The 22220-nt window shown below is 44.0% G+C and carries 20 protein-coding genes and 1 tRNA gene; 19 read left to right on the top strand and 2 right to left on the bottom strand.

Annotated elements, in window-relative coordinates; translation table 11 throughout:
- The first annotated feature begins 124 nt into the window (after positions 1 to 124).
- The 6 genes from B5G00_RS13315 to spoVT all read left to right on the top strand — a co-directional run bounded on the left by B5G00_RS13315 (position 125) and on the right by spoVT (position 6330).
- The gene (locus tag B5G00_RS13315) at positions 125 to 2308 is read left to right on the top strand and encodes an alpha-galactosidase (RefSeq protein WP_087273537.1); all 2184 of its coding nucleotides are present in this window, start codon (positions 125 to 127) and stop codon (positions 2306 to 2308) included.
- A gap of 3 nt (positions 2309 to 2311) precedes the next feature.
- A complete protein-coding gene (locus B5G00_RS13310) occupies positions 2312 to 3493 on the top strand; it encodes an MFS transporter (RefSeq protein ID WP_087273535.1) in 1182 nt (393 codons plus the stop codon).
- 95 nt (positions 3494 to 3588) lie between these two features.
- On the top strand, positions 3589 to 4440 hold the full coding sequence (locus B5G00_RS13305; RefSeq protein WP_242971365.1) for an HAD family hydrolase: 852 nt from the start codon (positions 3589 to 3591) through the stop codon (positions 4438 to 4440).
- A 168-nt stretch (positions 4441 to 4608) separates the two neighbouring features.
- On the top strand, positions 4609 to 5004 hold the full coding sequence (locus tag B5G00_RS13300) for a hypothetical protein (protein WP_140403164.1): 396 nt from the start codon (positions 4609 to 4611) through the stop codon (positions 5002 to 5004).
- A 43-nt stretch (positions 5005 to 5047) separates the two neighbouring features.
- Entirely contained in the window at positions 5048 to 5545 is a 498-nt protein-coding gene (locus B5G00_RS13295; protein WP_087273532.1) for a winged helix-turn-helix domain-containing protein, read from the top strand.
- A 242-nt stretch (positions 5546 to 5787) separates the two neighbouring features.
- Complete coding sequence (spoVT, locus tag B5G00_RS13290) at positions 5788 to 6330, top strand: stage V sporulation protein T (protein ID WP_087273530.1); 543 nt, start codon at positions 5788 to 5790, stop codon at positions 6328 to 6330.
- Positions 6331 to 6407: 77 nt separating this feature from the next.
- Here the strand turns inward: spoVT and B5G00_RS13285 are convergent, their stop codons facing one another.
- Together B5G00_RS13285 and B5G00_RS13280 are read right to left on the bottom strand one after the other, a co-directional pair.
- Positions 6408 to 7871, bottom strand: coding sequence for a nicotinate phosphoribosyltransferase (locus B5G00_RS13285; protein WP_087273528.1), 1464 nt, complete (start codon positions 7869 to 7871; stop codon positions 6408 to 6410).
- 91 nt (positions 7872 to 7962) lie between these two features.
- Complete coding sequence (locus B5G00_RS13280; RefSeq protein ID WP_087273525.1) at positions 7963 to 8511, bottom strand: M15 family metallopeptidase; 549 nt, start codon at positions 8509 to 8511, stop codon at positions 7963 to 7965.
- Between the two features lie 583 nt (positions 8512 to 9094).
- Here B5G00_RS13280 and B5G00_RS13270 point away from each other — a divergent pair.
- The 13 genes from B5G00_RS13270 to B5G00_RS13210 all read left to right on the top strand — a co-directional run bounded on the left by B5G00_RS13270 (position 9095) and on the right by B5G00_RS13210 (position 22218).
- Positions 9095 to 9166, top strand: a tRNA-Gln gene (locus B5G00_RS13270).
- Between the two features lie 66 nt (positions 9167 to 9232).
- Positions 9233 to 9940, top strand: a complete 708-nt coding sequence (locus B5G00_RS13265; RefSeq protein ID WP_087273522.1) for an acyl-[acyl-carrier-protein] thioesterase — start codon at positions 9233 to 9235, stop codon at positions 9938 to 9940.
- 11 nt (positions 9941 to 9951) lie between these two features.
- Positions 9952 to 10791 carry a CvfB family protein gene (locus tag B5G00_RS13260; RefSeq protein WP_087273520.1) on the top strand — a complete coding sequence of 280 codons (840 nt, stop codon included), beginning with the start codon at positions 9952 to 9954 and terminating at the stop codon, positions 10789 to 10791.
- A gap of 72 nt (positions 10792 to 10863) precedes the next feature.
- Entirely contained in the window at positions 10864 to 11457 is a 594-nt protein-coding gene (locus B5G00_RS13255) for a class I SAM-dependent DNA methyltransferase (RefSeq protein WP_087273518.1), read from the top strand.
- 30 nt (positions 11458 to 11487) lie between these two features.
- On the top strand, positions 11488 to 14970 hold the full coding sequence (locus tag B5G00_RS13250) for a DNA polymerase III subunit alpha (protein WP_087273516.1): 3483 nt from the start codon (positions 11488 to 11490) through the stop codon (positions 14968 to 14970).
- 62 nt (positions 14971 to 15032) lie between these two features.
- Positions 15033 to 16034: a 6-phosphofructokinase gene (gene pfkA, locus B5G00_RS13245; RefSeq protein WP_087273514.1), complete on the top strand. Its 1002-nt coding sequence runs from the start codon at positions 15033 to 15035 to the stop codon at positions 16032 to 16034.
- 100 nt (positions 16035 to 16134) lie between these two features.
- Positions 16135 to 16944, top strand: a complete 810-nt coding sequence (locus B5G00_RS13240; RefSeq protein ID WP_087273512.1) for a TrmH family RNA methyltransferase — start codon at positions 16135 to 16137, stop codon at positions 16942 to 16944.
- Positions 16945 to 17178: 234 nt separating this feature from the next.
- Positions 17179 to 18042 (top strand): cell wall hydrolase, encoded by an 864-nt coding sequence (locus B5G00_RS13235; protein ID WP_087273510.1) that lies wholly within the window; start codon positions 17179 to 17181, stop codon positions 18040 to 18042.
- A 314-nt stretch (positions 18043 to 18356) separates the two neighbouring features.
- A complete protein-coding gene (locus B5G00_RS13230; protein ID WP_242971364.1) occupies positions 18357 to 18803 on the top strand; it encodes an NfeD family protein in 447 nt (148 codons plus the stop codon).
- A gap of 1 nt (position 18804) precedes the next feature.
- The gene (locus B5G00_RS13225; RefSeq protein ID WP_087273508.1) at positions 18805 to 19740 is read left to right on the top strand and encodes an SPFH domain-containing protein; all 936 of its coding nucleotides are present in this window, start codon (positions 18805 to 18807) and stop codon (positions 19738 to 19740) included.
- Between the two features lie 279 nt (positions 19741 to 20019).
- A complete protein-coding gene (gene argF, locus B5G00_RS13220; protein ID WP_087273505.1) occupies positions 20020 to 21015 on the top strand; it encodes an ornithine carbamoyltransferase in 996 nt (331 codons plus the stop codon).
- Complete coding sequence (locus B5G00_RS13215) at positions 21015 to 21863, top strand: biotin--[acetyl-CoA-carboxylase] ligase (RefSeq protein WP_087273503.1); 849 nt, start codon at positions 21015 to 21017, stop codon at positions 21861 to 21863. The genes argF and B5G00_RS13215 overlap by 1 nt, the downstream gene beginning before the upstream one ends.
- A gap of 19 nt (positions 21864 to 21882) precedes the next feature.
- Positions 21883 to 22218: a DUF6145 family protein gene (locus B5G00_RS13210; RefSeq protein WP_087273552.1), complete on the top strand. Its 336-nt coding sequence runs from the start codon at positions 21883 to 21885 to the stop codon at positions 22216 to 22218.
- Positions 22219 to 22220 lie beyond the last annotated feature (2 nt).

Here is a 22220-nt window from a genome sequence, read left to right as displayed (position 1 = left end):
ACCAGCTATTTTCGTATCAGATACAGAGAAATGCCCATCTCCATGGCTCATTCATCTGAGATAGTAACTTGAAAAACCTTTATTTTAAAGGAAAATCACTTGACAATATAGGGAGGAAACAAAAATGGCAATAACCTGCAAAGACAATGTATTTACACTGAAAACAAAAAATTCTGCATATCAGATGAAGGCAGACAGAGGATTCTTGTTTCATACATATTATGGTCCCAGCGTAGGGGACACGGATATGTCCTATCTGGGAAGGACTATTGACAGAGGATTTTCCGGAAATCCAGAGGGGATTGACGATAGAGGATTCTCCCTGGATACTCAGCTTCTGGAATATCCGGGCTATGGAACAGGAGACTACAGGGATTACTGTCTCCGTGTAGTTTATCCAGATGGAAGCCAGGTAACCAACCTGAAATATATTGATCATGAAATTCTGGAAGGAAAGTATGCTCTGGAAGGGCTCCCTGCCATGTACCAGGGAGAGGAGAAAGCAGAGACTCTTAAGATTACTCTGAGAGATATTCACAGACATGTGGAAGTTATCCTCTATTACGGAGTTTTTGAAAACCTGGATATTATTACCAGAGCATGCAAGGTCATCAACAAAGGCAGCGAGAGCGTTCATCTTAGAAGAGCTTATTCTATGTGTCTGGATTTCCATCAGAAAGATATGGACTTTATCCAGTTCTACGGACGTCACGCCATGGAACGTGTAATGGAGAGAAGCCATCTTCACCACGGAGTACAGGGCATTGGAAGCAGAAGAGGATATTCCAGCCATCAGTACAATCCTTTTGTAATCCTGGCAAAACAGGATACTACAGAAGACAGCGGCTGGTGCTGGGGCTCCTGCTTTGTATACAGCGGAAATTTCCAGGCTGAAGCAGAAGTTTCCCAGGCAAATAATACCCGTCTCACCATGGGTATCCATGACACCCAGTTTGATTTTCTTCTGGAAGAGGGAGAGGCTTTCACTGCTCCGGAAGTGCTGCTGTCCTTTTCCTCAGAAGGTCTGGGAAAACTGTCCAGAAATTACCATAAAGCAATCCGCCAGAATATCTGCAGAGGAAAATTCAAGAATGCAAGGAGACCTATTCTGATCAACAATTGGGAGGCAACCTACTTTGGATTTGATACAGATAAGCTTCTGGAGATTGCCAGACAGGCAAAAGAAGTGGGTATTGAGATGCTGGTTATGGACGACGGATGGTTTGGAAAGAGAAACGATGATAACAGCGGACTGGGAGACTGGGTGGTGAACGAAACCAAACTGCCGGGAGGTCTGAAGAGGCTGGTAGACGGCGTAAATGAAATCGGACTGAAATTTGGAATCTGGTTTGAACCGGAAATGGTATCAGAGGACAGTGATCTTTACAGAGAACATCCGGACTGGGCTTTGAAGGTGCCTGGACATTCCCTTACAAGAGGAAGAAATCAGCTGGTGCTGGACTTCTCCAGAGAAGACGTAAGAGAACATATTTTTAACAGAATGTGTGAAATCCTGGAAAGCGCGAATATCGAATATGTAAAATGGGATGCAAACCGTCACATGACCGATGTATGGTCTGCTGAACTTCCTCCGGAGAGACAGGGAGAGGTATTCCACAGATATATTCTGGGGTTATATGATTTCCTGGAAAAAATCACAAAGAGATTTCCAAATGTGCTCTTTGAAGGCTGCAGCGGCGGCGGCGGAAGATTTGATGCGGGAATGATGTATTATCATCCTCAGATCTGGTGCAGTGATGACACAGATGCCATAGAGAGGCTTCGGATACAGTACGGTACTTCCTTTGCTTATCCGGTATCTACAGTGGGAGCCCATGTGTCTGTATGCCCTAATCACCAGACGGGAAGAAGCGTATCCATGAAGACCAGAGGTGTGGTTGCCATGGCAGGAACCTTTGGTTATGAGCTGGACATTACAGAGATGAGTCAGGAAGAAAAAGAGATTGTTAAGGAGCAGATTGAAGAATTTAAGAAATATTATGATCTGATCCAGAATGGAGACTACTACAGACTGTCTGACGACGGCACAAAGTCTAACTATGTGGCATGGCAGTTTGTATCTCCAGACCAGAAAGAGTCTCTGCTTAACGCAGTGGTCCTTCGGACAAAAGCCAATCCTCCTTTCCAGTTTGTCTATGCAAGAGGGCTGAAACCAGAAGCCATTTATCATGTTGAAGGGACAGAATTAAATTTATCAGGAGCAGCTTTGATGAATGGAGGTTATCTCCTGCCTATAGTGACAGATGACTATGAGGCTGTACAGATTCATCTGGTTGAGTGTGAATAAGTTATGGGAAGACAAAAGAAAAAAGGTATTTCCAGAGAAGGACTCCTTCTGGTGGTGGTAGTTCTTTTCTGGTTTGCCCTGTACCTTCATATTCCCTATCAGACGCCTTTCCTGACTGGAGCAGGTGTGGCTGCAGGATTTACAGGAACCATTGTGGGGGCTTATGGAATTACCCAGCTGATATTCCGGCTTCCTCTGGGAGTTCTGGCGGACTATGCGGGAAGACATAAGATTTTTGTTATTTTGGGAGCCGGTCTTGCCGGTCTTGCCTGTGCTGTGAGAATCCTTGTTCCTACAGGACCGGGATTCCTGGCTGCAAATCTGATTTCCGGATCTGCTGCGTCTATGTGGATTGCCTACATGGTAATGTATTCCAACTACTTTTCCAAAAAGGAGCAGCAGAAAGCTACCAGCAAGGTAATCATGGCCTGTAACCTGGGCATGTGTCTTGCCTTTGTATTTAGCTCCTGCTTCTATGGAAAGATGGGAATGGCATTTCTCTGCGGTGCGGGAGTTATCGCCGGAATTGCCGGAGTTACAGGAGGGATTTTTGTAAAAGAAGACCTGGTTCCTGTAAAGGGGAAAAAGGAGGAACGGCCCGGAATAGGGAGTTATCTCTCCGTATGTGGGAATAAGCGCTTAATCCTGTTCGCCTTTCTGGCCCTGATACAGCAGGGAATCCAGATGGCAACTGCCATGTCCTTTACTACCCAGATTCTGGAGAACCTGGGGGCTTCGGCCCTGTTTATCGGCTGTGCTTCTATTTTCTATATGATAGCAGCAGTTGTTTCCGCCCAGTTTGCTTCTACAGACCTCTGTGAGAAAAAAGGGCCGGCCTTTTATGTGCCTCTGGTATTTTTCCTTACGGCAGTTTACTGTATTCTGGTGCCGGCAGTGGGAAATATTTATGCGATTTTTGTACTCCAGGCATTCCCTGGAATGTCAACAGGTATCCTTCTTTCTTACTTAACGTCAGAATCCATGAAGGAAGTTCCAAGGGAGAAGAATTCTACAGCTATGGGATTTTTCCAGGCAGTCTACGCTGTGGGAATGACTCTTTTTCCCTGGGCGGTAGGCGTGCTGACGGAAAATTTCAATATTGAGACCGGCTATAATTTCCTTGCCTCTGCAGCTTTTATAGGAACCCTGATTTCTATGTGGTATTACAGGAAACAGAGACGATAAATTATCCGAAAAAATGTAAGGATTCTCTGTTGCAGTTCATACATCAGAAGACTATAATAAAAAATAAATTGAACGATACAACAGGGGGATTTAAAGTGAAAGAGGATGTTAAAGAATTCAGGAAAACAAAAGACTATTTGATCTGTATTGATTCTGACGGCTGTGTTATGGATACCATGGATGTGAAGCACATGCGCTGTTTCGGCCCCTGCCTGGTGTATGAATGGGATTTGGGAGAGTACAGAGATGAGATCATCCGCCTCTGGAGAAAGGTAAATCTTTTAAGTGTCACAAGAGGCGTGAACCGTTTTCAGGGACTGGCTCAGGTACTGAAAAGTATTAATGAAAATTATACAACAGTGGAAGGGCTGGAAGAGTATCTGCACTGGGCAGAATCTGCGCAGAAACTTTCAGATAAAAGCCTGAAAGAAGCTTATGAGAAAACAGAGAATATCTGCATGAAGAAGGCCCTTGACTGGTCAAGACTGGTGAATCAGTCCATGGCTATGGTGTCAGATAATAAAAAACCTCCTTTTGACGGTACAGAGGATGCATTGAGGATGGCCAGAGAATATGCAGATATCGTCATAGTTACAGCGGCTAATCGTCAGGAAATAAACAAAGAGTGGGAGTTCTTTGAATTGGCTCAGTATACAGATCTTCTTATGTCCCAGGAGACAGGGAGAAAGGAAGAATGCTTGCGGGAGCTTCTGGATAAAGGCTATGAAAAGGATCATGTGCTGATGATCGGAGATGCGCCGGCTGATCTTGAAGCGGCGAGAAGAGCAGAAATTCTTTTTTATCCTATACTTGCCTATCAGGAAAGAGAGAGCTGGGAGAAGTTCTCTGAGGCTTTGAAGCACTTTACAGAAGGTGATTATACAGGGGCTTATCAGGACGGAAAGATTAAAGAGTTTCAGGAAAACCTTCATATTGAAGACAAATAGAAATGATAAAAGACAGGAGCACAGCGAGATAATCACTGTTCTTCTGTTTTTTAATTATAGGAATGACAATGCATAAAATATTAAAGAGATATGATATAATTTTACTTATCTGTTGAAAACTTTACAGCGAAGAATATCCTAGTAGGAGGAATATTGGAAGGTTATACGATGAATGATATTGATATGAATTCATTGAGATCCTACCGAATTGAATTTGAACATCAAAATCCTGAGCATATTTGGAATAGTATTGAAGATCAAGAATTTCTCAAAAATATGGGCGGATATGCAATTGATAGACTTACTGGAAAAGGATGGCTGACTGCTGCCGGATTATTGATGTTTGGAAAAGGAATCGCCGTTAGGGAACGTTTTGATAACATTCGTATGGATTATATAGATGAGAGTAACCTTATAGCCGGCGGCAGGTGGAGTGATCGCCTTACATATGACGGTCTGTGGGAAAACAATCTATATAATTTTATACGGCAAGTTATGCCTAAATTGGTTAGTGGATTGAAAAGACCATTTCGATTGGCGGAAACCGGATTTAAATCAAAATGAAGAATTACATCAGGTTGAATTAAGGCTATGGATGATTTCTCTAATGCCAGAAGAATGTTCAGAATATTTACAAAAATTGTTTGGAACAGCTTATCTACATCTGAAGAAAGAAGAACAAATTATTCTTGGGACAGCTTATCTAGAAGAGGAGGTGACCAATACTAGATTGCAGTCTATATTAGATATTCATAGAATTGAAATAGGACATCTCCTTTCTGAATTGGTTGATAAAAATATGCTTGTAAATAATAAGAGAGGCCGTTGGACAAGCTATCATTTGAACCATGAGTACAAAATTCAGAATGAACAAATGGAGATATTTGATTTATCATATAAAGAACCTGTTCTAAAAAATGAAACGGATAGAATTATTTATAATTATATAAGAGCTAACGGCTTTATAACAACTTATCAAATACTTAATATTACTAAGATTACGACAACAGCAGGGGCGTCCGTAGCACTTGGAAGATTGATGGAGGCTGGTTTAGTGAAAAAGGTACGACAGGGCAGACATTTTATCTATCAACTAAAAAACTGAAGCAAGGCGTTTTAATTGGTGAATTAGTTGATGTATTAAATCTTAGTTGGTGAATTAGTTGATGTATTGAATTTTAATTGGTGAATCGTTAATATATTTGAAATATTATAGATAAACTACAAAGCTAAGGTTTACGGGAGATTCTTTTGATTGTTTAATGAATAATTCTCCTGTTTTTCCATATACTAACTCTACATTGGCCGACATAGAAAACACTGAAAATACAGGAGGAGTGGGAAAATATGAAAGCAACGGGGATTGTGCGGAGGATAGATGACCTGGGAAGGGTAGTGATTCCCAAAGAAATCAGAAGAACACTGAGGATAAGAGAAAGCGACCCCCTTGAGATTTTTACGGACAGAGAAGGGGAGATCATTCTGAAAAAGTATTCGCCTATCGGAGAGCTGGGGACTTTTTCCAGGGAATATGCCGAGGCTCTGGCCCAGGCTGCCGGGTGCCTGGTGTGTATTACAGACAGAGACCAGGTTATCGGCACTTCAGGAAGCGGCTCAAAAGAATATATGGAGAAAAGGATTAACCGGGATCTGGAGGATATGATTTCCGACAGAAAAAACGTGCGCATCACAGAAGGAAATTATGTGCGGATACTAGAAGAAGATAAAAGCGAATACGGCTCTCAGGTAATCTACACCATTACCTGTGCAGGAGATGCGGTGGGAGCTGTAGTAATCCTTGGAAAACCGGGAGACAGAAAATTTTCCGAAACTGAGGAAAAGCTGGCCCAGGTGGCAGCAGGGTTTCTGGGGAGGCAGATGGAACAATAAAGAAGGCCCCTGTCGGCTGCTTTGTGAAGCGCCGACAGGGGCTGTTCTGTGTGCACGTGGGGGCAAGAGCCCAGAAGCTATTTTATAGATGCCTGTCCCATCTGTTCCAGGAGATCGGTCTTGATCTTGAACAGTTTGTCGGAAAGGTCTACATAGACTTCCTGAGGATTTACCAGGCGTCTGGTCTCGTCCCACAGAGTATTCATTTCTTTCTGGCAGATTTCCCGGATTTCCATTACGGAAGGAGAAGTATATACACACCGTCCTTTAAGGAAGACAGGAACCAGAAGCTCTTTTAAAGTGTAAGTGCCTCCGTAGATTTTGGTCTTTTTCCAGGTTGCCATAGGATCAAAGATGATCATATCTTTGCTGGTGTCGAAGGTTTCATCTGCCAGACAGATAAGGTCTGCCCGGATTTTTCCAGTGGTCTTGTCATAGATACGCTGGACAGTTTTATTTCCCGGATTGGTAACTTTCTCAATATTTTCTGAAAGCTTGATCTTAGGGGTGAATTCCTCATCGTTTTTATTCTTGATGGCGGCCAGCTTATATACTCCTCCAAAGGCGGGATTGCCATTGGATGTAATAAGATTAGTACCTACGCCCCAGGAATTGATTTTTGCTCCCTGGGCTTTCAGACTGTCGATGAGATATTCGTCCAAGTCGCTGGAAGCTGAGATAATGGCGTCTTCAAAGCCTGCAGCAGCCAGCATATTATAAGCTTTTTTAGAGAGATAGGCCAGATCACCGCTGTCAATGCGGATTCCATAACCTTTTGCGAGAGTGCCTTCTTCCCGCATTTCCTGGAATACCCGGATAGCGTTTGGAACACCGGAGTTCAATACGTCATAGGTATCTACCAGAAGGATACAGGAATCAGGATAAAGCTGAGAATAGGTTTTGAATGCTGTATATTCATCGGGGAAGCTCATGATCCAGCTGTGAGCGTGAGTACCTTTTACGGGAACATCGAACATCTGACCTGTGAGGACATTGGATGTTCCGATACAGCCTCCGATCATTGCCGCCCTTGCACCGTAGATGCCTGCGTCAGGCCCCTGAGCCCGGCGAAGTCCGAATTCCATAACTCCGTCACCCCTGGCTGCATAAACCACACGGGATGCCTTGGTAGCAATAAGGCTCTGGTGATTCAGCATGTTCAGGATAGCAGTCTCTACAAGCTGAGCCTCCATGACTGGAGCGATCACCTTCAGGAGAGGTTCTCTGGGGAATACTACAGTTCCTTCCGGTATGGCGTAAATGTCTCCTGTAAAATGGAATCCTCTTAAATATTCCAGAAAATCCGTATCAAAAATATTCAGGGACCGGAGATAGTCAATATCGTCAGGAGCAAAGTGCAGATCCCGGATATATTCAATAATCTGATCCAGCCCCGCAGCGATGGCATATCCTCCGTCACAGGGATTTTTTCTGTAAAAAGCGTCAAAGACCACAATCTGATCTGTGGGATTTTTAAAATATCCCTGCATCATGGTCAATTCATATAAATCTGTTAATAGGGTTAAATTCAAGGCTCTCATAAATGCTGCTCCTTTATATTTCTTCTATGCGCCTTGCCGCACGTATTTTCTGCCATTATAGCACTTTCACTTAAAAAAAGAAAGTTTTCTTCTATAATTTGTGATATTCTTCCAAGGTCATGCCGGTCATGGAAAGATACAGAGCCAGAGGCTCTCCCACATAGCGGATATGCCATGGTTCCCATGGAAAACCAGTGATGTTTTCTTTGTTTTTTGGGTAGCGGATTACAAAGCCGTAAAGAGGAGCATGCTTTTCAAGCCATCTGCCTTCCGGGGTTTCTGCGAAAGCTTCTTCCAGTTCAAAATTTACCTGGGGACAGGAAAGGTCCAGGGCAAAACCAGTCTGATGTTCACTGGCGCCGGGAGGAGCCACTGCAGAGCTTTTCCTTCTCAGAGCATCCCTATATAATTCTTCCTGCCGCCGGTAGGAACGATAGCCGGAAACCCCCATAAGGCCCATTTTGTCCAGAGCTGCCTGGGTAAAAAGCCGGACTGCAGCATCAGAGGCTTTTTTTCTCAGAAGACGCTTTTCGGAACCAGGAGGGGCGCAGAAGGGAATACCTGCCTCTTCCAGGTCATCAGGTATGTAGTCAGGAGGCAGGAGATAGACTTTATTTACAAGAACAGGATAATAGGACATAGTACACCGCCTTTTTTGAAACTATATGAGAATAATTTTACCGGGATATATTCTATGCTGACAAAATTAAAAAAATACCGGATAGACGTGAGTTAGACTAGAAAAGATAAAACAGTGGAATACTTGAAACAGCCCCTGGCATATGATATAATGCCTGTAGGCAAAATGACAGAAATGCTCATTGAGCGCATGAAACTCCCCGAAGTTGCAGCTTTGGGGAGTTTCTATTCCATTTTGGGAAGGCGGCTTATACCTTAGGCTGGCTACCTGTTACTGCTCTCCGTCCAACCATTTGCAAATGAAGTAGGCAACAACACTTGCCAAAACGGAAAGAAAAAATGACAGAAATTCACTCATTGGTGCGCACCCCCTTCCTCTACCTGTCTAGGGGCGGTAGCCTATTTATTGTATCATGGCGGAGAAGCAAGAACAATCTATATAAAGTATCCTTAAAAGCAGAAAAATCCCTATAAAAAAGATACTAGAAAAAAATTAAAAAAATTAAAAAAAATAAAAAAAGTGCTTGCATTTTAAAAAGAGATGATATATAATAACTATTGTTGTGAGACAACATTGAAAATATTGGGCTATCGCCAAATGGTAAGGCAACGGACTCTGACTCCGTCATTTCAAGGTTCGAATCCTTGTAGCCCAGCTACGAATATCCCAGACAAGTGTCTGGGATATTTTCGTATATAGAGATTTGGGAGAAGGATGTGCTATGGGATTTTCTTTTGACAGCAGGGTCCGGTACAGTGAAACCGGAGAAGACCGAAGGCTGACATTAAATGGAATATTAAACTATTTTCAGGACTGCTGTACTTTTCATTCAGAGAGTATAGGGGTGGGAATGGACTATCTGGCAAAAAAAGGCCAGATATGGGTACTGACGTCCTGGCAGATCGTTGTAAAGAGATATCCTCTTTTGTTTGAAAAAATCAGGATTTCTACCTGGCCGTATGCTTTTAAAAGATTTCTGGGAAACCGGAATTTTACCATGGAGGACGAGAATGGAGAACTGATTGCCTATGCTAACAGTCTCTGGACATTTCTGGATGCTGCTTCCGGAAAACCGGTGAACCCAGATGAAAAACAGCTGCAGGCCTATACGCTGGGGGAAAAGCTGGATATGGATTATTCCTCCAGGAAGATCGCTATTCCTGAAGGTATGAAGGAATATCCTTCTTTTCAGGTAAGGCCCCATCATCTGGATACCAATCATCATGTGAACAATGGACAGTATGTGCTTATGGCCCAGGAATATCTTCCGGAAGATTTTACAGTGGGACAAATGCGGGCAGAATATAAGAAACAGGCAGTTTTAAATGACGTGATCCTGCCAAAGGTAAAGGAAGAGGAAGACGTCTATACAGTGGTTCTGGAAAGCCCTGAAAAGGAAGTCTATGCAGTGGTGGAACTGCGGAAATAAAAGGAGACAGTATGATCGAATTAGGAAAAGTACAGGAATTAACAGTGGTAAAAAAAGTAGATTTCGGCGTTTACCTGGGAGAAAAGACTGATGCAGGTCAGGAGGAGCGGGTGCTCCTTCCGGGAAAAAAAGTGCCGGAGGGAACCAAAGAAGGGGACAGATTCCAGGTTTTTATTTACAAGGATTCTTCTGACCGTCTGATCGCAACTACAGACAGGCCTAAGGCTGTTCTGGGAGAGCTGGCAGTAATGAAGGTCGCTCAGGTGACAAGAATCGGCGCCTTTCTGGACTGGGGTCTGGAAAAAGATCTGTTTCTTCCATATAAAGAGCAGACAAAGAAGCTCCATGAAGGAGAAGAAGTTCTGGCAGCAGTATATATTGACAAGAGCAGCAGGCTGTGCGGAACTATGAAAGTATACCATTATCTCTCCACAGAAGCGCCCTATGACAAAGAAGATACCGTTACAGGGGTGGTGTATGAGATCAGTGATAACTTTGGAGTTTTTGTGGCGGTGGACTATAAGTATTCTGCCATGATACCCAGACAGGAGGCCCAGGGAGGTTACAAAGTCGGGGAAGAAGTAACCTGCCGTGTAAGCGCAGTGAGAGAAGACGGCAAACTGACTTTAAGTCCAAAGAAAAAAGCATATCTTCAGATTTATGAGGATGCGGAGAATGTTTTTGAGACTATTAAAGACTTTGACGGTGTACTGCCTTTTGATGACAAGGCTGCGCCGGAACTGATACAGAGGGAATTCGGGCTCAGCAAAAATGCTTTTAAACGGGCAGTGGGACACCTTCTGAAAGAGAAAAAAATAGAGCTGAAAAACGGGAAAATTTATATACTGTAATGCTTTTCCAGAAAAAAAGATTATGGTATAATCAATGATAACTTATGTTTATGTCCAAAAGGAGGAAAATCAGTGGACTCGATAGATTATTATGACCGATATGCCGTGCCATATTATGAAGAGACTGTAGATTTAAGCATGGAAGAACAGCTGGAACGTTTTGTGGAGCTTCTGCCGGAAAGTGCAGATGTTCTTGATCTAGGATGCGGTTCCGGCAGAGATACTGTGTATCTGGAAGATGAGGGCTGTGTGGTGACCCCTATGGATGGGTCTGAAAAAATGTGCAACCTGGCCAGCATCCATACAGGAAGAGAAGTTCTTCATCTTAGGGTAGAGGAGATGGAATTCAGGAATGTTTTTCATGGAATCTGGGCCTGTGCTGTATTGGGACATTTTCCCCCGGAAGAGATAAAAGATGTGATGGGCAAGATACTGTCAGCTTTAAAAGAGGACGGCATTCTTTACTTTTCTGTGCGGAAAGGAGACCGGAAGGGCAGATTCAACGGCAGGTATTTCTACGACTATAACAGAGATTCGCTGAATGATCTTTTAGATTCTTTTCCTGAAATCCAGGTTATTGATATATGGAAGACCAGTGATGTAAGGGAAGACAGAAATAATAAATGGTTTAATGTTCTGCTGAGAAAGCGGAGAGAAGAAGAATAGGACAGCTGCGAAACGAAGGAGAGAAAGACAGTGGAATTTGCTCATTTACATGTACATACGGAATACAGTCTGCTGGACGGTTCCAATAAAATAAATGAATATGTAGCCAGAGTAAAGGAACTGGGAATGGACAGTGCAGCCATAACAGACCATGGAGTCATGTTTGGCTGCATTGATTTTTATAAGGCGGCAAAAGCAGCAGGCATCAAGCCGATCATGGGCTGTGAGGTATATGTCGCTCCCGGTTCCCGTTTTGATAAAGAAGCGGGGCATTCTGATGAACGATACTATCATCTGGTCCTGCTGGCAGAAAATAATCTTGGATATCAGAATCTGATGAAGATTGTGTCCAAGGGATTTATTGACGGATTTTATTACAAACCAAGGGTAGACCTTGAACTTCTCCAGGAATATCATGAAGGAATTATTGCACTAAGTGCCTGCCTTGCAGGAGAAGTTGCAAGAAATCTTGCAAGGAGCATGTATGAAGAGGCCAAAAGCGCTGCCCTTCGCTATGAGGAAATCTTTGGAAAAGGAAACTTCTTTCTGGAGCTCCAGGACCATGGGCTGCCTCAGCAGAAACTAGTCAACCAGCAGCTTTTGAGAATGAGCCAGGAGACAGGAATTGAGCTGGTAGCCACCAATGATATCCATTATACCTATGCAGAGGATGCGCAGGCCCATGATATTCTTCTGTGTGTTCAGACGGGCAAGCGCCTTCAGGATGAGGACAGAATGCGGTATGAGGGTGGGCAGTATTATGTGAAATCTCCTGAGGAGATGGAAGAACTGTTTCCCTACGCTCTGGAGGCCCTGTCCAATACTCAGAAGATTGCAGACCGGTGCAATGTGGAAATTGAATTCGGTGTGACCAAACTGCCGAAATTCGATGTGCCGGCCCCGTATACTTCCTGGGAATATTTGAACAGGCTTTGTTATGAAGGTCTGGAAGAACGGTATTCTGAAAATATGGAGCAGCTGAAAGAACGTCTGGAATATGAGCTGGGCGTCATTAAAAAGATGGGCTATGTAGATTATTTCCTTATTGTATGGGACTTTATCAAATATGCCAGAGACCATGATATTATGGTGGGACCTGGAAGGGGTTCTGCCGCCGGCAGCCTGGTATCCTATACCCTGGGGATCACAAAGCTGGATCCGATTAAATATGATCTTCTCTTTGAACGTTTCCTGAATCCGGAGCGCGTATCCATGCCGGATATTGACGTGGATTTCTGCTTTGAACGCCGCCAGGAAGTTATTGATTATGTAGTGAGAAAATACGGAAAAGACCGGGTGGTCCAGATTGTTACCTTTGGTACCATGGCGGCCAGAGGCGTTATCCGGGACGTGGGAAGGGTTATGGACCTGCCCTATGCCCAGTGTGATGCCATCGCCAAGATGATCCCCAATGAGCTTAATATTACCATAGACAAAGCTCTGACCATGAATCCGGAATTTCGGAATCTCTATGAAACTGACGAAACAGTGAAGACTCTTATCGATATGAGTAAAAGACTGGAAGGTCTTCCAAGACATACCTCTATGCATGCAGCGGGAGTGGTCATCAGCCAGAAAGCAGTGGATGAATATGTACCTTTGTCCAGAGCCTCTGACGGCTCTATCGTTACCCAGTTTACGATGACTACACTGGAGGAACTGGGACTTCTGAAAATGGATTTCCTGGGCCTCAGAACCCTGACAGTCATCCAGAATGCAGTAAAACTGGCTGAGAGAGATAAGGGACTTTCCCTGGATATCGATCATATTGATTATGATGATAAGAATGTATATGAGATGCTGGGAGCTGGAAAGACAGATGGAGTGTTCCAGCTGGAAAGTGCAGGGATGACCAGCTTCATGAAGGAGCTGAAACCCCAGAATCTGGAGGACGTTATTGCAGGAATTTCGCTGTACCGCCCAGGCCCCATGGACTTTATTCCTCAATATATCAAAGGAAAGAACCATGCAGACAGTATCCATTATGACTGTCCGGAACTGGAGCCTATCTTAAAGCCGACTTATGGCTGTATTGTGTACCAGGAGCAGGTTATGCAGATTGTAAGGTCTCTGGGAGGCTATACTCTGGGACGAAGCGATCTGGTCCGCAGGGCCATGAGCAAGAAGAAAGCTGCTGTCATGGAGAAAGAGCGGCAGAACTTTGTTTACGGCAATGAGGAAGAAGGAGTTCCAGGCTGTATTAACAGAGGGATTTCAGAAGAAGTGGCCAATAAGATTTATGACGAGATGATTGATTTCGCCAAGTATGCTTTTAACAAATCCCATGCAGCGGCCTATGCCCTGGTGGCCTATCAGACCGCATATCTCAAATATTATTACCCGGTAGAATTTATGGCCGCTCTTATGACTTCTGTTATTGATAATCCTTCTAAAGTGGCGGAGTATATCCTTTCCAGCAGAAAGATGGGAATAGCTATTCTTCCTCCGGACATTAATAAAGGTGAAAGCCAGTTTTCTGTGGATAATGGCTCTATCCGCTATGGATTGTCGGCTATTAAAAGCATCGGCAGGCCGGTGATCAAGGAAATCGTAGAGGAGAGAAGCCAGAGGGGAGACTTTAAAAATCTTCAGGATTTTATTGAACGGATGTCTGGAAAAGATGTAAATAAAAAGGTCATTGAGAACTTTATCAAAGCCGGAGCTTTTGACGGTCTTCCGGGAAACCGGAGGCAAAAAATGATGGTCTATGCCCAGATCCTGGATTCTGTAAATCAAGAGAAAAAGAATGTAATGGCAGGGCAGATGAGCCTTTTTGATCTGGTTTCTGATGAAGAAAAAGAGGCCTTTGAAATCCGTATGCCGGACGTAGAGGAATATCCCAAAGAGGCTAAACTGGCCTTTGAAAAAGAAGTCCTTGGCGTGTATATAAGCGGTCATCCTCTGGAAGAATATACAGAGAGATGGAAGAAAAATATAACTGCGGTAACCGGGGATTTTCAGCCGGACGAAGAGACGGGAGCGCCTAAGGTAAGAGACGGTTCCAGAGCCGTAGTAGGCGGAATGATCACAGCCAAAACCATCAAATATACGAAAACCAATAAAATCATGGCTTTTCTTACCCTGGAAGATCTGGTGGGAACTGTAGAAATCGTAGTATTTCCCAGAGATTATGAAAAAAATGTCCGGTTTATGGATGTAGACGCCAAGGTATTTATCCAGGGACGGGTTTCCGCTGAGGATGACAAAGCCAGCAAGCTGATCTGTGAAAATATCTATCCTTTTGACAGTGTTCCAAGAGAACTTTGGTTCCAGTTTGAGAACAAAGAGGCCTTTCTGGCACAAGAGGAGCAGCTCTATCAGGATATCAGAGACTCAGACGGCAAGGATGCGGTGGTAATCTATATCCGCTCTCCCAAGGCAGTAAAAAAGCTGGGACCATCAAAAAATGTAAGGATAAATCAGGAACTTCTCGACAATCTGTACGAAAAGTACGGAAAGGACAATGTAAAAGTTGTAGAAAAGAGTATTGAAAATATCCAGAAAATGCTATAAAATAAGAACGATTCGATGTATGAAAATCAAAACAAAGGGCTGCGAGAATATGGAGGAGAAAGATGACTGCGAATAAAGAAATCAAAACAATTGGCGTTTTAACAAGTGGTGGAGATGCTCCGGGAATGAATGCGGCAATCCGTGCGGTTGTAAGAAGAGGCTTAAGCCGCGGAATCAGGATGAAAGGAATCTTAAAAGGCTATTCAGGCCTATTGAATGAAGAAATTATAGATATGACTGCTGTGGATGTTTCAGATACCATACAGAAGGGCGGTACGATTCTTTATACTGCCCGTTGTGCAGAAATGCGTACAGAAGAAGGACAGAAAAGAGCTGCCGAAATCTGTAAGAAACACGGTATCGACGGTCTGGTAGTTATCGGTGGTGACGGTTCCTTTGCCGGTGCTCAGAAGCTGGCAAATCTGGGTGTAAATGCTGTAGGCGTACCTGGAACTATTGATTTGGATATTGCATGTACAGAATATACCATTGGTTTTGACACAGCTGTCAATACAGCTATGGAAGCAATCGATAAAGTTCGTGATACTTCTACTTCTCATGAGCGTGTAAGTATCATTGAAGTTATGGGAAGGGATGCCGGCTATCTTGCTCTGTGGTGCGGTATTGCCAATGGTGCGGAAGATATTCTTCTTCCTGAAAAATATGACTATGATGAGCAGCGGATCATTAATAACATTATTGATAACCGTAAGAAAGGTAAAAAGCATCACATTATCATTAATGCAGAGGGTATCGGCCATTCTGAAGCTATGGCAAAACGTATTGAGGCTGCCACAGGAATCGAGACCAGAGCAACAATCCTGGGACACATGCAGAGAGGCGGAACACCTACCTGTAAAGACCGTGTTTATGCTTCTATTATGGGAGCCAAAGCAGTGGACGTACTTCTGGAAGGAAAGACGAAGAGAGTAATCTGCTACAGAAACGGTGAGTATGTGGATATGGACATCAACGAAGCGCTGTCTATGAAGAAATCTATTTCCGAATATCAGTACGAAGTCAGCTATTCTTTGTCTCACAATTACACAAAGAATCAGGCATAAAGAAAGCATTATCAGAAGAGAAAAAGGCGTGCGGCAAATCAATGCAGTGCGCCTTTTCTTTATACCAGGATATCTGAAATTTAATACTGGAGGCAGGTATATGATCACAAGTACGTCAAATGGGCAGATAAAGAAAATACAGCAATTATTGAAAAAATCAAAAGTAAGAAGAGAAGAAGGGCTTTTTATTGCAGAGGGACTTAAGATGTTCCGGGAAGCCCCGGCAGACAGGATTGAAAAGGTATATCTTTCTGGTGCTTTTGCCGAAAAAGGAACCTGGAAGGAGATACTTCGAGAGAAAGGATTGGAGAAAGAAGAGAGAGAAATCATAGAAGTTGTGGAAGATAAAGTCTTTAAGACACTTTCCGATACGGTAACGCCTCAGGGAGTGCTGTGTCTGATAAAGATGAGAGACTGTACCCTGGAGGAGCTGGTGCCAGAGGGAAAAGTCCCTCTTCTTATGATATTGGAAGACCTTCAGGACCCGGGAAATCTGGGAACGATTCTCAGAACTGGGGAGGGAGCAGGGGTAACAGGGATTATCCTGTCGAAAAATTCTGTGGATATTTACAATCCAAAAGTAATCCGTTCTACAATGGGTTCTGTTTACCGTATGCCTTTCTATTACACTTCCTCCATTCAGGAAGAGATTCTTCCCTGGCTCAGGAAAAAGAAAATCACCGGATACGCGGCACATTTGGAAGGAAAAAACAGTTATGACCAGGAGGATTACACAAAGGGCACGGCTTTTTTTATTGGAAATGAAGGAAATGGATTAAGCAGAGAGCTTTCCCAAAAGGCAGATATCTGGATCCGGATTCCCATGGAGGGGCAAGTAGAGTCTCTCAATGCAGCTATGGCTTCCGGAATCCTGATGTATGAGGCTTCCCGGCAGAGAAGAAATTCTTGAGTGTCTTTACAAGAAAAACAGTCCGGGAAAATTGTTTAAATTAACAAAATAATACATATTTTTTACAAAATTACCTTTTTTAGGATTTTTACCTCCTAAATTCTGTGAAATGTTACAAAAATTACCCGCTTGACAATAAAATGTAACCTTGATAGAATATGTCCGTAACATAGCTTAATAAATTTGTAACAAATGATAACAAAAATGTTACAGACTTATAGGAGGTTATATTTCATGAAAGAGAGAATGAAGAAACTTTTGGCCTGTGTGGGAACAGTTGGAGTGATGACTGTCACAATGGCGGTTCCGGCTATGGCGGACACGACAGGGGAGAATCAGAATATAGATACAGCACAAGTGCAGGAAGCCGTACAGGAGGAGTCCTTTGACTGGTCAGATAAGGCGGCGGCAAATGTAAATACATATGCCAATATCCGTCAGGGATCTGACATCGGAACAGACCGGGTAGGTAAGCTTTCTGCAGGAGCTGTGGTAACTGTAGTAGGAGAAGAGAATGGCTGGTTGCAGGTAGTATCCGGAGAAGTAGAAGGATATATCAGGGGAGACCTTCTGGTTACCGGAGATGCTGCAAGGCAGCTTTTCGAAGCTTCCTACGGTGCAGGAGCTGATATTGTAGGTGCAGAGGCAGTAGATGAAGCTGCTCTGGCAGCAGCAGAGGCTCAGGCAGCAGCAGAAGCCCAGGCGGCGGCTCAGGCCCAGGCTGAAGCAGAAGCTCAGGCGGCAGCCCAGGTATCTGCTTCTGTATCCCAGGCAGACCTGGACCTGATGGCAGCCATCATTGAGTGCGAGGCAGGAGGAGAGCCTTACGAAGGCAAAATCGGTGTTGGAGCCGTGGTAATGAACCGGGTGAGAAGCTCTCAGTTCCCCAATACCATCTCCGAGGTTATTTACCAGAGCGGCCAGTTCTCCCCGGTAGCCAGCGGAAAGCTTGCTTCCGTATTGAGCAGAGGTGCCAGACAGGACTGCTATGATGCAGCAAGAGACGTATTTGCAGGGGCAAACACTGTAGGAGACTGCCTCTTCTTCCATGCAGGGGGAGGAAGCGGACTGACAATTGCAAATCAGACATTTTATTAAGAAATAAGAAAAAAGAATTAACCGAAAAGAGCGTCCGGGAAAAGAGAGAAGTTTCTGGATGCTCTTTTTGCTTTTGGAAATTCATTCTGCACTATACCTTCACAGACAAAATTCCACACATCTTTTAATATGTTTCAATTCTGTAAAATGTGTGCCAGATTTGTTAAATAATTCAAGAAAATCTTGTTGATTTCAGAAAATTAAGATATAATAAAGTCACCTATCAAAGTCAGGGCTCTGCTTTACAGAGAAGATTCCCTTTTTCACATTGGGAGAAGCTGCTTTGAGGAATAAAATAAGGAGAAGGTGGGAAAATGGCAGTAACAGCGGGAATGATCCCTATTATCTGGCTTATTATCCTGGCAGTTCTGGTGGTCATTGAGATTATTACACTGGGACTTACCACCATCTGGTTTGCGGGAGGAGCTTTAGCAGCCCTTGTGGTTTCACTTCTGGGCGGTCCTGTCTGGCTCCAGATTCTGCTGTTTCTTGCGGTTTCAGTGGTGCTGCTGGTATTTACCAGACCTCTGGCTGTAAGGTATATGAACAAGAACCAGCAGAAAACCAATGTAGATAGTATACCGGGAAAGACAGGGGTGGTGGTAGAGACCATAGATAATCTGAAGGCAGAAGGACAGGTGATGGTGGACGGCATGGTCTGGACTGCAAAGTCAGAAAATGGAGATACGATTGAAGAAGGAAAAGTAGTGAAAGTTCTGGCGGTGGAAGGCGTCAAACTGATTGTGGAGGTGGAAAAGTAGTATGGCTGGTTTAATTGTAGTAATTGTGTTAGTAGTTTTGCTGTTGATCCTGGCAGCTTCCTGCATCAAGATCGTGCCTCAGGCGCATGCATTAATTATTGAGAGGCTGGGAATGTATCTGGCAACCTGGGGAACGGGACTGCATATTAAGATTCCTTTTATTGACCGGGTTGCGCGGAAGGTAAATTTAAAAGAGCAGGTTGTGGACTTTGCTCCTCAGCCGGTGATCACAAAAGATAATGTTACCATGCGTATCGATACAGTTGTGTTTTTCCAGATTACAGACCCAAGGCTCTTTACCTATGGCGTGGAAAATCCCATTATGGCTATTGAAAATCTGACAGCAACAACTCTTCGTAATATTATCGGTGATATGGAGCTGGACGCTACTCTTACATCAAGAGAGATTATCAATACCAAGATGAGAGCATCTCTGGATGTAGCCACAGATCCCTGGGGCATTAAGGTAAACCGTGTGGAACTGAAGAATATCATTCCGCCGGCAGCTATCCAGGAAGCCATGGAGAAACAGATGAAGGCGGAACGTGAACGCCGTGAAGCTATTCTCCGTGCAGAAGGTGAGAAAAAATCCACCATTCTTGTGGCAGAAGGAAAGAAAGAATCGGAAATCCTTGACGCAGAGGCTGAAAAACAGGCAACCATCCTTCGTGCTGAGGCTGAGAAAGAGAAGATGATCCGGGAGGCAGAAGGTAAGGCAGAAGCGATTTTGAAAGTGCAGCAGGCCAATGCAGACGGTATCCGTTTTATCAAAGAAGCCGGAGCAGACCAGGCGGTGCTGACTCTGAAGAGCCTGGAGGCATTTCAGAAAGCAGCAGACGGCAGATCCACAAAGATCATTATTCCTTCTGAAATACAGGGAATTGCCGGACTTGCTTCTTCTTTGACAGAAGTTATCAAAGACAGTGAAAATAAATAAAAGACCCTCGCGGCAGTCGCCAAATGGACATGCGAGCATGCCCGCTTGGCTCGTTGCTCGCGGGAATAAAGTGAAACAGATGGCAAGGGGGCCGCTGCAGACATGCAGGGGTCCTTTTTGCTGTTTCATCGGATTAAACTTTTACGATTTATCAGGGAAAAATGACTTGAACTATTGCCCTGTACAAGGAAAGCATGTTATTATGGAAGGAAATTAGCGGATAAGGGCATAGCTGTATCAGTCTGAATATATAAAAACCAAAACAGGAGGAAAAGCAATATGGACTTAAAAGGACGTAATTTTCTCACACTGAAAGATTTTACAAAAGAAGAAATCGAGTATCTCATTGACCTGTCAGCAAAGCTGAAAGAGAAGAAGAAAAAAGGAGAAGCGGTAGATGTTCTCAGAGGAAAAAACATTGCTTTGATCTTTGAAAAGAACAGTACAAGAACCCGCTGCTCTTTTGAAGTTGCAGCCAGCGACCTGGGAATGGGAAGCACTTTCCTGGACCCTAAGAGCTCTCAGATTGGAAAAAAGGAGAGCATTAAAGATACAGCCAGAGTTCTGGGAAGGATTTATGATGGTATCGAATACAGAGGCTTTGGTCAGGAAATCGTAGAAGAACTGGCCCGGTATGCGGGAGTTCCGGTGTGGAATGGGCTGACTAACGAGTATCACCCCACGCAGATGCTGGCGGATCTTCTGACAATCAAAGAACACCTGGGAAAAGTAGAAGGCCTGAAACTGGTATACATGGGAGATGCCAGATATAATATGGGAAATTCTCTGATGATCCTCTGTGCCAAGATGGGCATGCATTTCGTAGCCTGTGCTCCGAAGAAATATTTCCCAAACCAGGAACTGGTAGAGCAGTGCCAAGGCTATGCAAAAGAGTCAGGAGGAACGATCACCCTTACAGAAGACGTAAAGGAAGGTACAAAGGGAGCCGATGTGATCTGCACAGATGTATGGGTATCCATGGGTGAACCTGACGAAGTATGGGAAGAAAGAATCCGGGAGCTGTCTCCTTACAAAGTAACAAAAGAAGTAATGGAAAATGCAGGAAGCCAGGCAATCTTTCTTCACTGTCTGCCCTCTTTCCATGACCTGAATACAGAAATCGGAAAGGAAATGGGAGAAAAATACGGCATTACAGAGATGGAAGTTACAGATGAAGTCTTCGAATCTCCTCAGTCTGTAGTCTTTGACGAGGCGGAAAACCGGATGCATACCATTAAAGCTGTGATGGCCGCTACTCTGGGAGCAGAAATTTAATGTGCAAAGATAATAACCAACAGTATTTCCCTGCCGGGCGGTTTCAGGAATGTCTCAGAACTGAAAAGATTGCCCGGCAGGTTCTGTGGAAAGAAGAGATAGATTCCACCAATAATTGGGCAAAAGACTATGCAGGGAGCCGTATCTGGATGGAAAAAGGAATCAAAAATCCAGACGGCGCCCTTTTTGTGGCGGAAAAACAGACCGCCGGAAAAGGCCGCCAGGGAAGAGTATGGACCTCTCCTCCGGGAGAGAATATTTATATGAGCCTTCTTCTGTGGAAACCTGAGATTCAGCCGTTATCTGCTTCCCAGCTCACTTTGGTCATGGGATTGTCTGTGGCCCAGGGTGTGGAGCAGCTTACAGGAAAAAGGGCAGGTATCAAGTGGCCCAATGACCTGGTGTATTCCGGAAAAAAAATCTGCGGTATTCTCACAGAAATGAAGCTAAAGGGCCAGAATCCAGAGTATATCGTGATCGGAGTGGGGATTAATGTAAATCAGAAAAAATTCCCCCCAGAGCTTGGGGACAAGGCTACTTCCCTGGCTTTGGAAATAGGAGAAGAGGCAGACAGAATTGAAGGAATCGCCAGGATTATGGAGTGCTTTGAAGAAAATTATAAAAAATTTCTCAGAACCAAAGACCTTTCCCTAATGAAAGAAGACTATGAAAGCCTTCTTCTGAACAAAGACCAGCAGGTACGAATCCTGGAGAAAAACAGCCAATGGCAGGGAACTGCCAGGGGAATCAATGACAGGGGCGAGCTTTTGGTGGAAGACAGTCATGGAAATCTGAGAGAAATCCTGTCAGGTGAGGTTTCCGTCCGGGGACTGTACAGCTATGTATAAAGAGAAAAGGAATGTGAAAATGTATAAAGATAAAGTAGTTTTATGCGGCGCCAGCGCCTATGAACAGAAATATTATTTTAATGAAGATTTTTCTGCCCTGCCTCAGCAGATAAAGGATGAGCTGCAGATCATGTGCGTTATGTACACAGAGGAAATCGGCGGAATCCTTACTCTGGAGTTTGATGAAGAGGGAAATCTTCAGTTTCAGGTGGAAGCCCTGGAAGCTGACGCTATGTTTGACGATATCGGTAGTGTGCTGAGGATCAAAGAACTTCGAAAGACCAAAAGAGAGCTTCTGGAGTCTCTGGAATTATATTACCGGGTGTTCTTCCTGGGGGAAGGGCTGGAGGAATAGGA

The sequence above is a fragment of the Blautia sp. An46 genome, from assembly GCF_002161645.1.
Lineage (GTDB): Bacteria > Bacillota > Clostridia > Lachnospirales > Lachnospiraceae > Blautia > Blautia ornithocaccae.
The sequence above is the reverse complement of the archived record's forward strand: the minus strand, read 5'-3'. Positions and strand labels throughout refer to the sequence as shown.

What these genes read in the sequence shown, in the direction of transcription:
- B5G00_RS13315 (WP_087273537.1), top strand. Translation starts at nt 125, where the DNA reads ATGGCAATAACCTGCAAAGACAATGTATTTACACTGAAAACAAAAAAT.
- B5G00_RS13310 (WP_087273535.1), top strand. Translation starts at nt 2,312, where the DNA reads ATGGGAAGACAAAAGAAAAAAGGTATTTCCAGAGAAGGACTCCTTCTG.
- B5G00_RS13300 (WP_140403164.1), top strand. Translation starts at nt 4,609, where the DNA reads ATGAATGATATTGATATGAATTCATTGAGATCCTACCGAATTGAATTT.
- B5G00_RS13295 (WP_087273532.1), top strand. Translation starts at nt 5,048, where the DNA reads ATGCCAGAAGAATGTTCAGAATATTTACAAAAATTGTTTGGAACAGCT.
- spoVT (WP_087273530.1), top strand. Translation starts at nt 5,788, where the DNA reads ATGAAAGCAACGGGGATTGTGCGGAGGATAGATGACCTGGGAAGGGTA.
- B5G00_RS13285 (WP_087273528.1), bottom strand. Translation starts at nt 7,871, where the DNA reads ATGAGAGCCTTGAATTTAACCCTATTAACAGATTTATATGAATTGACC.
- B5G00_RS13280 (WP_087273525.1), bottom strand. Translation starts at nt 8,511, where the DNA reads ATGTCCTATTATCCTGTTCTTGTAAATAAAGTCTATCTCCTGCCTCCT.
- B5G00_RS13265 (WP_087273522.1), top strand. Translation starts at nt 9,233, where the DNA reads ATGGGATTTTCTTTTGACAGCAGGGTCCGGTACAGTGAAACCGGAGAA.
- B5G00_RS13260 (WP_087273520.1), top strand. Translation starts at nt 9,952, where the DNA reads ATGATCGAATTAGGAAAAGTACAGGAATTAACAGTGGTAAAAAAAGTA.
- pfkA (WP_087273514.1), top strand. Translation starts at nt 15,033, where the DNA reads ATGACTGCGAATAAAGAAATCAAAACAATTGGCGTTTTAACAAGTGGT.
- B5G00_RS13240 (WP_087273512.1), top strand. Translation starts at nt 16,135, where the DNA reads ATGATCACAAGTACGTCAAATGGGCAGATAAAGAAAATACAGCAATTA.
- B5G00_RS13235 (WP_087273510.1), top strand. Translation starts at nt 17,179, where the DNA reads ATGAAAGAGAGAATGAAGAAACTTTTGGCCTGTGTGGGAACAGTTGGA.
- B5G00_RS13230 (WP_242971364.1), top strand. Translation starts at nt 18,357, where the DNA reads ATGGCAGTAACAGCGGGAATGATCCCTATTATCTGGCTTATTATCCTG.
- B5G00_RS13225 (WP_087273508.1), top strand. Translation starts at nt 18,805, where the DNA reads ATGGCTGGTTTAATTGTAGTAATTGTGTTAGTAGTTTTGCTGTTGATC.
- argF (WP_087273505.1), top strand. Translation starts at nt 20,020, where the DNA reads ATGGACTTAAAAGGACGTAATTTTCTCACACTGAAAGATTTTACAAAA.
- B5G00_RS13215 (WP_087273503.1), top strand. Translation starts at nt 21,015, where the DNA reads ATGTGCAAAGATAATAACCAACAGTATTTCCCTGCCGGGCGGTTTCAG.
- B5G00_RS13210 (WP_087273552.1), top strand. Translation starts at nt 21,883, where the DNA reads ATGTATAAAGATAAAGTAGTTTTATGCGGCGCCAGCGCCTATGAACAG.